The sequence below is a fragment of the Pseudomonas sp. MWU318 genome (genome assembly GCF_016756945.1).
GTDB lineage: Bacteria > Pseudomonadota > Gammaproteobacteria > Pseudomonadales > Pseudomonadaceae > Aquipseudomonas > Aquipseudomonas putida_A.
Genome location: NZ_JAESJL010000002.1, coordinates 476,499 through 489,401, shown reverse-complemented (window position 1 = coordinate 489,401; position 12,903 = coordinate 476,499). Strand labels below are relative to the sequence as shown.

The window sequence follows — 12,903 nt, the reverse complement described above, 5'->3', positions numbered from 1 at the left end:
ATGGCAACGCTCGAACTTCGCAACGTCAACAAGACCTACGGTGCCGGCCTGCCGGACACCCTGAAGAACATCGAACTGTCGATCAAGGACGGTGAGTTCCTGATCCTGGTCGGCCCGTCGGGCTGCGGCAAATCGACCCTGATGAACTGCATCGCCGGCCTTGAAACCATCACCGGTGGCGCGATCATGATCGGCGATCAGGACGTCAGCGGCATGAGCCCGAAGGATCGCGACATCGCCATGGTGTTCCAGTCCTACGCGCTGTACCCGACCATGAGCGTGCGCGAGAACATCGAGTTCGGTCTGAAGATCCGCAAGATGAGCCAGTCGGCGATCGACGAAGAAGTCGCGCGCGTGGCCAAGCTGCTGCAGATCGAACACCTGCTCAACCGCAAGCCGGGCCAGCTCTCCGGTGGTCAGCAACAGCGTGTGGCGATGGGCCGTGCGTTGGCGCGTCGGCCGAAGATCTATCTGTTCGACGAACCGCTGTCCAACCTCGACGCCAAGCTGCGCGTCGAGATGCGCACCGAAATGAAACTGATGCACCAGCGCCTGAAAACCACCACGGTCTACGTGACCCACGACCAGATCGAAGCGATGACCCTGGGCGACAAAGTGGCGGTGATGAAGGATGGGATCATTCAGCAGTTCGGCACGCCGAAAGAGATCTACAACGATCCGGCCAACCTGTTCGTGGCGAGCTTCATCGGTTCGCCGCCGATGAACTTCATTCCGCTGCGCCTGCAACGCAAGGACGGTCGTCTGCTGGCACTGCTCGACAGCGGCCAGGCCCGTTGCGAGTTGCCGATGAGCATGCAGGACGCCGGTCTTGAGGATCGCGAAGTGATCCTCGGCCTGCGCCCGGAACAGATCGTTCTGGCAAACGGCGAGGGCAATGGCCTGCCGAGCATCAAGGCCGAAGTGCAGGTCACCGAACCGACCGGTCCGGACACTCTGGTGTTCGTCAACCTGAATGAAACCAAGGTCTGCTGCCGTCTGGCGCCGGACGTGGCACCGCAGGTGGGCGAGACCCTGACCCTGCAATTCGATCCGTCGAAAGTGTTGTTGTTCGATGCCAAGACTGGCGAGCGTCTGGGCGTTGCGGGCCAGGCGCAGACCGAAGCGCGGTCGGCGAACGTCGCGCAGTTCAAAGGCCGCTAAGAAAACAATGCAGGAATGCGGTCATGTGGGAGCTGGCTTGCCAGCGATGCAGGCAACTCGGTTCACAGTGGAACTGAGTCGATGCCATCGCTGGCAAGCCAGCTCCCACAGGGATCGGGTTCCAAACAGGAGCACGCGCTGGATTGCCTGTAATCCAGCGCAATTTATGTAAACCGCGTTGGAAAAAAACAGTTAATAACAATAAAGACGAGGATGTAGGGATGAAAAAGAAACACGTCAATGCCCGGTTGATCTGCCAAGTGTCAGCTGCGGCGGCATTGGTGCTGGCCGGTAACGCCATGGCGGCGGATGCCTTCAGCTCCGACTCGAAATGGATGACCGGTGACTGGGGTGGCGAGCGGACCAAGCTGATCGAGCAAGGTATCGACATCAAGGCTGACTACGTTGGGGAAATGGGCGCCAACCTGCATGGCGGCTACAACGACGACAAGACCGGTCGCTATAGCGATCAGTTCGGTCTGGGTGTGGCGCTGGACCTGCAAAAACTCTGGGGCTGGGACAACACTCAGGCCAAGATCCAGCTGACCAACCGTAACGGGCAAAACATCTCCAACGACCGCGTTGGCGATCCGCGTGCCGGCACTCTGTCTTCCTCGCAGGAAGTTTACGGTCGTGGCCACATGGTGCGTCTGACCCAGTTGTGGATTCAGCACCAGTTCTTCGACAACAAACTCGACGTCAAGGCCGGTTATTTCGGTGAAGGCGAAGACTTCAACACCTTCCCGTGCGACTTCCAGAACCTGGCGTTCTGCGGTTCGCAGGTCGGTAACTGGGCAACCAACATCTGGTACAACTGGCCCGTCAGCCAGGCCGCGATCCGCGTGAAGTACAACATCAACGACGAGCTCTACGCGCAGATCGGTGCGTACAACCAGAACCCGTCGCAGCTGGAACACGGCAACGGCTTCAAGCTCAGCGGCAGTGGCACCAAAGGCACCGTTCTGCCAGTCGAACTGGTCTGGTCGCCGAAGGTCAACAGCCTGCCGGGCGAATACCGCGTCGGTTACTACAAGAGCACGGCTGACGCCAATGACGTCCGCGAAGACGTCAACGGTTTCGACGCGGCGACCACTGGCGACGCGTACAAAACCCACAGTAGCAAACACGGCTACTGGTTCGTCGCGCAGCAGCAACTCACCAGCCACAACGGTGATGCTACTCGCGGTCTGAACATCGCCGCCAACGCGACCTTCCACGACAAGGACACCAACTTCATCGACAACTACCAGTCGGTGATGTTTGTCTACAAGGGCCCGTTCGACGCGCGTCCTAAAGATGACGTGGGTATCGGTGCGGCGCGTATTCATGTCAACGATGACGTGAAGAAAAACGCCGAGTTCCTGAATGCTTCCAACGGTGTTTCGGACTACGACAACCCGGTGTTCTCGCCAATTCGTGAAACCGAATACAACTACGAGATCAACTACGGCTTCCACGTCACCAACTGGCTGACCGTACGCCCTAACCTGCAATACATCACTCACCCGGGTGGTGTGGATGAAGTGGACAACGCTTTGGTCGCTGGCCTGAAAATTCAGTCTACGTTCTAACGCTGTTGCGATAAGCTCCTCTCTATGTGCGCATATTTGCGGACAGCCAAGGCTGTCCGCTTTTTTTTGCGATAGACGTCCGATGTAATACCTGTGGCGAGGGGATTTATCCCCGATGGGTTGCGAAGCGACCCCAGGCCTGCAACCGTTTTCACCCTGACATACCTATGCAATTGGTTCAGGGTCGCTCCGCGCCCCATCGGGGCGGTGCGACGTTTCGCTAAATCCCCTCGCCACAGTGTTCACTCTCACTGGGCACAAAGGTAATTGAATACCCCCATGATTTTCAGGACCGTGGCCAATGCATGAGCATCCGCTGCAACGCTTCTTCAAATCCCTGCGCGAACGACCGGTGTTTGCCTGGGAGCGCTATCAGATGCGCGATGTGCTGGTGATCGACCATCCGCTGTGTCAGGCGGTGTTCAGTCGGCAGGGCGCGCAGTTGCTGCACTTTCAGCCGCGCGGGCAGAAACCGTGGTTGTGGTGTGCGGCGAAGTGGCCGCACGTTGGTGCCATTCGTGGCGGCGTGCCGGTGTGCTGGCCGTGGTATGGCCGGCATCCGAGCGAAAACGCCTGGCCATCTCATGGCTGGGCGCGGCTGCTCGACTGGAAATTGCTCGACAGCAGCAGCGCCGAGGATGGCGTGCGACTGCATTGGCAATTGCAGCTGTGCGATTGGCAGGTTGACCTGCATGCGCACCTCGGTGAACGCATGGAATTACGCCTGAGCACCGAGCATCAGGACGACATGCCGTGCCAGTTGAGCCAGGCTTTGCACGCTTATTGGCGTATTGGCGATGTCGGTGAGATAGCGCTGTCTGGGCTCGAAGGTGCGCAGGGTTATGACCAACTGAGTCGCCAGTCCTGCCAGCAGGAAGGCGAGTTGCGTGTTGATGGCGGTTGTCAGCGGGTGTTCCAGCACGACGGCGAATTACAGCTCAAGGATCACGCCTGGCAGCGCGAGTTGTGCATTGATACCGGTGACAGTGGCGACACCGTGGTCTGGCATCCAGGCTCGCGCCCCCTGTTGGGCGTGAGCTGGGATGAAGTGACGGAGTTTGTCTGTGTCGAAGCGGCGGCGGGGGGCACCGACAGCCTGCATCTGGCGCCGGGGGAGAAGGCGCATTTGAGTTTGCAGGCGTGGGCGGCGGCTTGAGTGCGTCAAGTTCACCGCTACCCTCACCCTAGCCCTCTCCCGGAGGGAGAGGGGACCGATCGGGGGATGCTGAAGAATTACGCCGAAATGAAAGAGCGGTGCTGAATCCATAATCGACTGCATATTTCAGGTCGATGTATAGCGCAAGACACCTCGGTCAGCTCCCTCTCCCTCGGGGAGAGGGCTGGGGTGAGGGTTGGCTTTTAAGCTTTCAATGACTCAGTTGAACTCGTCACCCACCGGATACCGGCTGGCATTCAAGCTCTCTTTGATCTTGCGCAGATGCGGCTGGAAATCCACTCCGCGGCGCAAGGTCATGCCGGTCGCCAGCACATCCAGCACGGTCAACTGAATGATCCGCGAAGTCATCGGCATATAGATGTCGGTGTCTTCCGGCAGCGGAATGTTCAGGCTCAGGGTACTGGCCTTGGCCAGTGGCGAATTCTCGGCGGTCAGGCCCAGCACCGAAGCGCCGTTCTCCCGGGCGATGCGCGCCACTTCCACCAGTTCGCGGGTGCGGCCAGTGTAGGAAATGATCACGAACAGCTCACCGGTGTGCGCCACCGAAGCAATCATTCGCTGCATCAGCACATCGGCATGCGCGGTGACGGCGAGGTTGAAACGGAAGAATTTGTGCTGTGCATCCAAAGCCACAGGCGCTGACGCACCGAGGCCGAAAAAGTGGATCTGCCGCGCCTGAATCAACAGGTCGACGGCGCGACTGATCAAGTTCGGATCGAGCGCCTGGCAAGCGCTGTCCAGCGAGGCGATGGCGCTGCCGAAAATCTTCTGCGTGTACGCCTCGGGATTGTCATCGGCCTCCACCGCGCGGCTGACATACGCCGCGCCACTGGCCAGGCTCTGTGCCAGTTGCAGCTTGAGTTCAGGGTAGCCACTGACGCCGAACGAACGGCAGAAACGGTTGACCGTCGGCTCGCTCACCGATGCGGCCTGGGCGAGGGCGGCGATGCTGAAGCGGGTGGCCTGCTGCGGGTTGAGCAGGATCACCTCGGCGACTTTGCGTTCGGCCTTGTTCAGCTCTTCAAGGCGACTCTGGATCTGTTCCAGTAAATTTCGCACGCGGTCCATATGGAATTCCTAATTCACCTGCGCAAAGGTGCGCCGGGCTATGCAAATTGGGCCTTTGATGTGGCCCGTAACGGTGGCCTATCCTACTGGTGGCTCCGACCGACCACCACTCGGAATCTGTATTTTGCGAAAATGTTGTGGTTATTACTACATTTTCCCTTGAGTGATGCCTTGAAAAAAGGTATTTGTAGCTTAACTTGATAAAAGAACAAACATCATGCCTTCGATTACGGTTGAACCGTGCACCTTTGCCTTGTTCGGCGCTCTGGGCGATCTGGCCCTGCGCAAGCTGTTTCCTGCCCTTTATCACCTCGATGGCGCCGACCTGTTGCACGAGGACACGCGGATCATCGCGCTGGCCCGTGAACCCGGCTCCGAGCAGCAGCACTTGGCGTTCATCGCCGCCGAATTGCGCCGTTACGTCGGCAAAGAGCTGGACGAGGCTGTGGCCGAGCGCTTTCTGGCGCGCCTGAGCTACCTGCACGTCGACTTCCTCAAGGCTGAAGATTATGTGGCGCTGGCCGAAGCGGCCGGCAGCGCGCAACGCATGATTGCCTACTTCGCCACCCCGGCAGCGGTGTATGGCGCAATTTGCGAGAACCTGGCGAAAGTCGGTCTGGCGGAAAACACCCGCGTGGTCCTGGAAAAGCCGATCGGCTCTGACCTCGAATCCTCGCGCAAAGTCAACGACGCGGTGGCGCAGTTCTTCCCGGAGAACCGCACCTACCGCATCGACCACTACCTGGGCAAAGAGACCGTCCAGAACCTGATCGCCCTGCGTTTCGCCAACAGCCTGTTCGAAACCCAGTGGAACCAGAATTACATCTCCCACGTGGAAATCACCGTGGCCGAGAAGGTCGGCATCGAAGGCCGCTGGGGCTACTTCGACAAGGCCGGCCAGCTGCGCGACATGATCCAGAATCACCTGTTGCAGCTGCTGTGCCTGATCGCCATGGACCCGCCAGCCGACCTGTCCGCCGACAGCATCCGTGACGAAAAGGTAAAAGTGCTCAAGGCCCTGGCGCCGATCAGCCCGGAAGGCCTGACCACGCAAGTGGTGCGCGGTCAGTACATCGCCGGGCACAGCGAAGGCAAGTCCGTGCCGGGCTACCTCGAAGAGCCGAATTCCAACACCCAGAGCGACACCGAAACCTTCGTCGCCCTGCGTGCCGACATCCGCAACTGGCGCTGGGCCGGTGTGCCGTTCTACCTGCGCACCGGCAAGCGCATGCCGCAGAAACTGTCGCAGATCGTCATCCACTTCAAGGAACCGTCGCACTACATTTTCGCGCCGGAACAACGCCTGCAGATCAGCAACAAACTGATCATCCGTCTGCAACCGGACGAAGGCATTTCCTTGCGGGTGATGACCAAGGAGCAGGGCCTGGACAAGGGCATGCAACTGCGCAGCGGCCCGCTGCAACTGAATTTCTCCGACACCTGGCGCAGCGCACGGATCCCCGATGCCTACGAGCGGTTGTTGCTGGAAGTGATGAACGGCAATCAGAACCTGTTTGTCCGTAAAGATGAAATCGAAGCCGCGTGGAAGTGGTGTGACCAGTTGATCGCCGGCTGGAAAAAATCCGGTGACGCGCCCAAGCCGTATGCGGCCGGGTCGTGGGGGCCGATGAGCTCGATTGCACTGATCACGCGGGACGGGAGGTCGTGGTATGGCGATATCTGATGTGAAACTGCCGGCTGGCGTGAATGCCCACCAATTCAAGAGCCCGGTGCTGTTGGCCGAAGGTCTGGCGCTGAACGTCGCCAAGCAGTTGAGCGATGCCATCGCCGCACGCGGCAACGCGGTGCTGGTGGTCTCTGGCGGACGCAGCCCGGTGGCGTTTTTCCAGCACCTGGCCAAGCAGGAGCTGGATTGGTCGAAGGTCGTCGTGACCCTCGCCGACGAACGCTGGGTACCGGTCGAACACGCCGACAGCAATGCCGGCCTGCTCAAGCAGTACCTGCTCAAAGGGCCGGCCGCCAAGGCGCAGTTCCTCAGCCTCTACAGCGCGGCGGCCAACGTCGAGCAGGCTGCCGAACAAGCCGACCGTCTGCTCGCGGAATTGCCGCCGATCGACGTGCTGGTGCTGGGCATGGGCGATGACGGTCACACCGCCTCGCTGTTCCCCGACAGCCCGAACCTGACTGAAGCCTTGCAGGCTGACGGCAGCCGTCGCTGCTGGCCAATGCTGGCGCCGAGTGTGCCGCGTCAACGCCTGACCATGAGCCGCGCGCTGCTGGCTTCGGCAAAGCACAAGATTCTGTCGATTTCCGGTCAATCGAAACTGACCACCCTGAATGCCGCACTGGCATCCGACGACGTCGCGGCCATGCCGGTGCGCGCGTTTCTGCAACCCACGCTAGAGATTTACTGGTGCCCATGAGCCAAGGAACAGCCGCTATGACAACCCCATCCCCGACCGTTTCCATGGCGGACAAAGTTGCCCTGATCGACAGCCTCTGCGCCAAGGCGCGGATCCTGCCAGTGATCACCATCGCCCGTGAACAGGACGTGCTGCCACTGGCCGACGCTCTGGCCGCCGGTGGCCTGACCGCGCTGGAAGTGACCCTGCGTTCGCAGTTCGGTCTCAAGGCGATCCAGATCCTGCGTGAGCAGCGTCCGGAACTGGTGACCGGCGCAGGCACCGTGCTTGATCGCAACATGCTTGCAGCAGCGGAAGCGGCGGGTTCGCAATTCATCGTCACCCCGGGCATTACCCGTGATTTGCTCGAAGCCAGCGTCGACAGCCCGATTCCGCTGCTGCCGGGCATCAGCAACGCCTCCGGCATCATGGAAGGCTATGGCCTGGGCTATCGCCGCTTCAAGCTGTTCCCGGCGGAAGTCAGCGGTGGCGTGGCAGCGATCAAGGCCCTCGGCGGCCCGTTCGGCGAAGTGAAATTCTGCCCGACCGGTGGCGTCGGTCCTGCCAACATCAAGAGCTACATGGCGCTGAAAAACGTCATGTGCGTGGGCGGCAGCTGGATGCTCGATCCCGAGTGGATCAAGAACGGCGACTGGGCGCGCATTCAGGAATGCACCGCCGAGGCCCTGGCGCTGCTGGACTAAACGTTTTACCTGACACTTCGTTGTGTGTTCTACGGCTTTACGGTGCGCTTGGTCGGTGCACCGTTTTTTTTTGCCCGAAGAAAATCCAACCCCTGTAGGAGCTGCCGAAGGCTCGGGCCGCGTTCGGACGATCTTTTGATCTTGATTTAAAAACAACATCAAAAGATCGCAGCCTGCGGCAGCTCCTACAGTGGGGGCGTGCGGGATCGCCGTTACGCTGCGATACATAGTTACCGCACAGGCCTTTGGACGTGGCGTTAATCTGCGTTCTCTTATGGAAGAGAGAACGCGTCATGGAACCAGAAACTTCAACCGCACCTTCATCATCAATCTACCAGTTGGCCCCCGAGCAGATCGCCGGGCCGTACTTCCGCAATCCAAAGTTGCTGCGGCGCAACATCAGCGAAGGCGCCGAGGGGCTGCCCTTGCTGCTGCGCCTGAGCATTGTCGACGCGATGACCGGCCAGCCGGTAAGCGGAGCATTGGTGGACATCTGGCACTGCAATGCACGAGGCGCCTATTCGGGGTGGAGCCGGATCAATCCGGATCTGGAGGTCGACTCCGATGCCATCGGCTCAGTGCCGCGCACCGACGATGACACCTACCTGCGCGGCAGCCAGTTCTGCGATCAGAAGGGGCGGGTACGCTTCACCACGATCTATCCGGGGTTCTATGCCGGTCGGGCGCTGCACATTCATGTGGCGGTGCGCATGGTCAGCGGCAGTGAATATCTGGAGGAGCGCAATGTGGCCTGGGTCGGTCAACTGTATTTCCCCGAAGTGGTGTCACGCGCGGTGCTCAATGCCCGGGACTATCGCGGGCGTGCCTCGGCACCGTTGAACAACGCCGATGACAGCTACTACAGCAACATGCGCGGCGAAGATTCGACCCTGACCGTGTGGCCGATCGGCCGCGACTCTCACGAGGACGGTTTTTTCGGCCACCTGACCATCGGCATCGACACCTTTGCCGCCTCGTCGCAGATCAAGCCCGAGGACTTCGACAAGTACACCGTGTGAACCGATCAACGCAGCTCGTTGAGTGCACGGGTCAGCAACTGCATGTCAGCCGCAGTGGTAGTCAGCCCCGGCGTGATGCGAATGCTCGGCCCGCTCGCTGCGCCATTACGCACCACAGTGAACAGGTTGTACTCGTTGAGCAGGCGCTCGACCATTGCCTGTTGATCGGCGTGGCGAGTGAAACGCATCGAGGTGATCCCGCAATACAGGCGCGGATCGTCCGGGGTCATCACTTCGATCCCCGGCAGGTGTCGCACCGCGCTGACCCACAGGTTGCGCAGGTAATTGAGGCGTGCACCTTTGGCTGCGGCACCACCGAGCGAACGGTGCTCCTCGAACACCAGCGGCAGCGACATCAGCGCCGGAATGTTCGGCGTGCTGTACGGCGTGCGCGCGCGGATATCACTGGCGGGGAAGTGCATTTCGCCCATGTCCGGATCGATGTCGGCCAGACGCTGCGGGGCGATGTACAGAAAGCCCAGAGTCAATGGCGCGCCAATCCACTTGTGCAGGTTGAAACCGGCGAAGGCGATGCCCATCGCTTCCAGATTGAAGTCGATCTGGCCGAGGGCGTGGGCGCCGTCGAGGATGATGTCCACGCCATGCTGTTTCGCCAGTTCGGCGATGGCCTGCACCGGCATCACCAGCCCGGTACGGTGGGTGACATGGGTCAGGGCCATCAGCTTGAGTTTTGGATAGCGGATGAAGGTTTCGCGATAGCTGTCCAGCAGGCTGTCGAAACTGGCCGGATGCGCATGGTTGATCTCGATCACATCGACGCCGCGATGGCGTGACAGCCAGCGCATCGCGCCCTTGACCGTGTCGTATTCCAGGTCGCTGATCAGCACCTGATCGCCGGGGAGCAGGCGATTGTAATTGCGGATCAGCGATTGCAGCGCATCACTGGCGTTGCGCGTGAAAGCCACGCTCTGCGCGCGCACACCGATGGTCTCGGCCAGTTGTGCACGGATCTCCAGGCTGTCGTGCTGTTCGAAACGCTGGCGCACGTACACCGAGTTGCTGGTGTTGATCATCTCGATATTGCGCTGATAGTCCTCGATCACTGTGCGCGACATGCGCCCGAAGTAACCGTTCTCCAGGTTCAGCGGGCCGGTTTGCGCTTCGTAACGATCGGCGAAGGTTTGCCAGAACGCTTCGTCACGGGCACGGCGGGTGTTATCAGGCATGGTCGAGGCTCTAGGGAGGAGGGCGCTTCAGTGGCGCGGGGCAGGTTTGCCGTGTTTGGCGCGTAGTGGTTCGAGCAGATCCGACAGGCCGTTATGGTCGATTTCCTGCATCAGCGCCAGCAGTCCGCCGAGTTCGCCGTGAGGAAAACCCTCGCGGGCGAACCAGTTGAGGTAAGGCCCCGGCAGGTCGGCAATGATCCGGCCCTTGTACTTGCCGAAGGGCATTTCACGGGTGATCAACAGCTCAAGTTTTTCAGGATTCATCAGTGGCGATCATCTGGATTCAATCAGTCAGGAAAATACAGGCATTCTGCATGCAGGCCAAATGACAGATCATGCAAATAACCGTGATACAGATAGTTCAAATATCTTTAAGCTATTGAAATATAAGTATTTATTTTTTATAAGAAAGCTGGCACGCACACTGCAATAACCCTTGCATCTTCAACCAACCGCAAGGAATTGAAAAAATGACTGACATGAATAAAGAAGCCATCTCTGTACTCAACGACCTGATCGAAACCTGCAAAGACGGCCAGGAAGGGTTCAAGACTTGCGCTGAAGACATCAAGCACCCAGAACTCAAGACTCTGTTCGTGACCCGTTCTGCCGATTGCGCGACTGCCGCCGCAGAACTGCAGGCTGAAGTGCGTAAACTGGGCGGTGATCCGGAAACCTCTACCAGCGTCAGCGGTGACCTGCACCGTCGCTGGGTCGACGTCAAAGCCATGTTCACTGGCAAGGATGAAGAGGCTGTGCTGAACGAAGCCGAGCGCGGTGAAGACCACGCCCTGAAGGCTTATCGTGAAGCCATCGAGAAAATCAACAAACACGGCCTGGTCGGCATCCGTGACCTGGTTGAGCGTCAGTACCACGGCGTACAACGCAACCACGACCAGGTGAAAGCCCTGCGTAACCAGGCTCGCGCTCGTTCGTAAGCGTTCGCAGGTTACAAAAAACGCCAGCTTGTCTGGCGTTTTTTTATGCGTGAGGGGAAAGCAAAAGATCGCAGCCTGCGGCAGCTCCTACAGGGGAACGCATTCCAAGGTAGGAGCTGCCGAAGGCTGCGATCTTTTCAATCAGCCGATGCTGATCGCCGGCAACGTCGGCAAGGTCACGGTCTGCTGCTTGCGCGGTGCGAGAATCTCGGCCTCGCCGTCCACCACTAACTCATCGCGCTGGTTGAACACGCGAGTGGCGATGCGCACGCGAAACTTGGGCAGCTTCTCAAGGATTTCCAGGCGCACGGTCAGGGTATCGCCAATCTTCACCGGCTTCTGAAAGCTCATCTGCTGACCGATGTAGATAGTGCCCGGCCCAGGCAGCTCGCACGCCACGGCCGCACTGATCAATGCACCGCTGAACATGCCGTGGGCGATGCGTTCCTTGAACATGCTGGCGGCAGCGAACTCGGCGTCCAGGTGCACCGGGTTGTGGTCGCCCGACATCGCGGCGAACAGCTGAATGTCGCGCTCTTCGACAGTCTTGCTGTAGCTGGCGGTCTGGCCGACTTCGAGGGCTTCGTAAGGGATGTTGGTAACCTGGGTCATCGGTCTTGATTCCTGTGACGGATTAAAGTGAATCCACAAAAAATTATTCGCTGCGATGGGGGCGGCGATGGCTCAGCGCCTGGTCGATCCAGGTCAGCACATCGGCAATCACTTCGTCGCGATTGGTTTCGTTGAACAATTCGTGCCGCGCCTGCGGGTAGATCTTCAGTTGCAGGTTCTGGCTGCCGGCCGAGCGCAACGCCTCGGCCAGATCTGTCAGACGCTTGCCTTCGCTCACCGGATCACATTCACCGCCGATCACCAGCAGCGGCAGGCCCGGGTCGATCTGGGCGAGATTGGACGCTTTGCTGATCTGCTGCAAGCCGCCGAGCAAGTCGATCCACAATTGATTGGTGCAGCGGAAGCCGCACAACGGGTCGTTGGCATACAGATCGACCTCGACCGGGTCGCGGCTCAGCCAGTCGAACGGCGTGCGCGCCGGTCTGAATTTTTTGTTGAACGAGCCGAACGACAACCATTCGATCAGCGCACTGCGGCCCTTGCCGCCCTGACGCAGTTTTTCGAAACGGGCGATCTGTCGCGCCGCGCCGTAAAGCGCCACCGGCTGGAAGTTCGAACCGCTGAGAATCGCCCCGTGCAGGCTGGCGCTGTGATGCAGCAGGTAACCCTGGGCGAGATAGCTGCCCATGCTGTGCCCGAGCAGGATGATTGGCACGTCGGGATGCTGCTGGCCGATGTGCTGATTGAGATTGGCCAGATCGCCGATCACCTTGCACCAGCCGTCGTCATCGGCGAAATGCCCGAGTGTCCCGTGTTCGGCGGTTTTGCCATGGCCGCGCAGATCCGGGGCGTACACACCGTAGCCTTGAGCACAGAACGCATTCGCCAGCCGCTCGTAGCGGGCGCTGTGTTCGGCCATGCCGTGGGCCAGCAGGATCAGCGCTTTCAAGGGCGCGGCAGGCAACCACTGGTTGACGAACAGGCGGCTGCGGTCACTCGCGTCCAGCCAAAAGCCTCGGTGGATCATGGCAATTCCTTTTTATCGAGCGGTATCGGCCCGCAGTCGTAGCATTGTATAGCGCGTCCGATCAGCTCACGCCACGGCAGGAAGATTCATACGATCAATGTCGCCATCGCCCATA

General features: G+C 59.8%; 13 protein-coding genes. 8 read left to right on the top strand and 5 right to left on the bottom strand.

What is annotated here, in order from left to right; translation table 11 throughout:
* The 3 genes from JN524_RS06290 to JN524_RS06280 all read left to right on the top strand — a co-directional run bounded on the left by JN524_RS06290 (position 1) and on the right by JN524_RS06280 (position 3,888).
* Complete coding sequence (locus JN524_RS06290) at positions 1-1,161, top strand: ABC transporter ATP-binding protein (protein WP_027612564.1); 1,161 nt, start codon at positions 1-3, stop codon at positions 1,159-1,161.
* A 221-nt stretch (positions 1,162-1,382) separates the two neighbouring features.
* Complete coding sequence (locus tag JN524_RS06285; RefSeq protein ID WP_096795066.1) at positions 1,383-2,732, top strand: carbohydrate porin; 1,350 nt, start codon at positions 1,383-1,385, stop codon at positions 2,730-2,732.
* A gap of 301 nt (positions 2,733-3,033) precedes the next feature.
* Positions 3,034-3,888 (top strand): D-hexose-6-phosphate mutarotase, encoded by an 855-nt coding sequence (locus JN524_RS06280; protein WP_007969321.1) that lies wholly within the window; start codon positions 3,034-3,036, stop codon positions 3,886-3,888.
* 219 nt (positions 3,889-4,107) lie between these two features.
* Here the strand turns inward: JN524_RS06280 and JN524_RS06275 are convergent, their stop codons facing one another.
* The gene (locus JN524_RS06275) at positions 4,108-4,968 is read right to left on the bottom strand and encodes a MurR/RpiR family transcriptional regulator (protein ID WP_169842436.1); all 861 of its coding nucleotides are present in this window, start codon (positions 4,966-4,968) and stop codon (positions 4,108-4,110) included.
* 226 nt (positions 4,969-5,194) lie between these two features.
* Here JN524_RS06275 and zwf point away from each other — a divergent pair, with 226 nt between their 5' ends.
* From zwf to JN524_RS06255, 4 genes are all read left to right on the top strand, one after another.
* On the top strand, positions 5,195-6,661 hold the full coding sequence (zwf, locus tag JN524_RS06270) for a glucose-6-phosphate dehydrogenase (RefSeq protein WP_027612566.1): 1,467 nt from the start codon (positions 5,195-5,197) through the stop codon (positions 6,659-6,661).
* Entirely contained in the window at positions 6,648-7,361 is a 714-nt protein-coding gene (gene pgl / locus JN524_RS06265; RefSeq protein WP_139054341.1) for a 6-phosphogluconolactonase, read from the top strand. The genes zwf and pgl overlap by 14 nt, the downstream gene beginning before the upstream one ends.
* Before the next feature lie 17 nt (positions 7,362-7,378).
* Positions 7,379-8,044, top strand: a complete 666-nt coding sequence (locus JN524_RS06260; protein ID WP_007969324.1) for a bifunctional 4-hydroxy-2-oxoglutarate aldolase/2-dehydro-3-deoxy-phosphogluconate aldolase — start codon at positions 7,379-7,381, stop codon at positions 8,042-8,044.
* A gap of 293 nt (positions 8,045-8,337) precedes the next feature.
* Entirely contained in the window at positions 8,338-9,063 is a 726-nt protein-coding gene (locus tag JN524_RS06255; protein ID WP_202368836.1) for an intradiol ring-cleavage dioxygenase, read from the top strand.
* A gap of 5 nt (positions 9,064-9,068) precedes the next feature.
* Here JN524_RS06255 and JN524_RS06250 read toward each other — a convergent pair whose 3' ends face one another.
* Positions 9,069-10,250 (bottom strand): aminotransferase class V-fold PLP-dependent enzyme, encoded by a 1,182-nt coding sequence (locus JN524_RS06250; protein ID WP_202368835.1) that lies wholly within the window; start codon positions 10,248-10,250, stop codon positions 9,069-9,071.
* Positions 10,251-10,277: 27 nt separating this feature from the next.
* Positions 10,278-10,514 carry a DUF3820 family protein gene (locus JN524_RS06245; RefSeq protein WP_003227425.1) on the bottom strand — a complete coding sequence of 79 codons (237 nt, stop codon included), beginning with the start codon at positions 10,512-10,514 and terminating at the stop codon, positions 10,278-10,280.
* A 206-nt stretch (positions 10,515-10,720) separates the two neighbouring features.
* On the opposite strand from JN524_RS06245, the gene JN524_RS06240 reads away from it, so the two are divergent.
* Positions 10,721-11,188 (top strand): ferritin-like domain-containing protein, encoded by a 468-nt coding sequence (locus tag JN524_RS06240; protein ID WP_003227422.1) that lies wholly within the window; start codon positions 10,721-10,723, stop codon positions 11,186-11,188.
* 141 nt (positions 11,189-11,329) lie between these two features.
* On the opposite strand, the gene JN524_RS06235 is transcribed toward JN524_RS06240, so the two are convergent.
* Together JN524_RS06235 and JN524_RS06230 are read right to left on the bottom strand one after the other, a co-directional pair.
* Complete coding sequence (locus JN524_RS06235) at positions 11,330-11,800, bottom strand: MaoC family dehydratase (protein ID WP_003227420.1); 471 nt, start codon at positions 11,798-11,800, stop codon at positions 11,330-11,332.
* A 43-nt stretch (positions 11,801-11,843) separates the two neighbouring features.
* Entirely contained in the window at positions 11,844-12,788 is a 945-nt protein-coding gene (locus tag JN524_RS06230) for an alpha/beta hydrolase (RefSeq protein WP_202368834.1), read from the bottom strand.
* Positions 12,789-12,903: the final 115 nt, after the last annotated feature.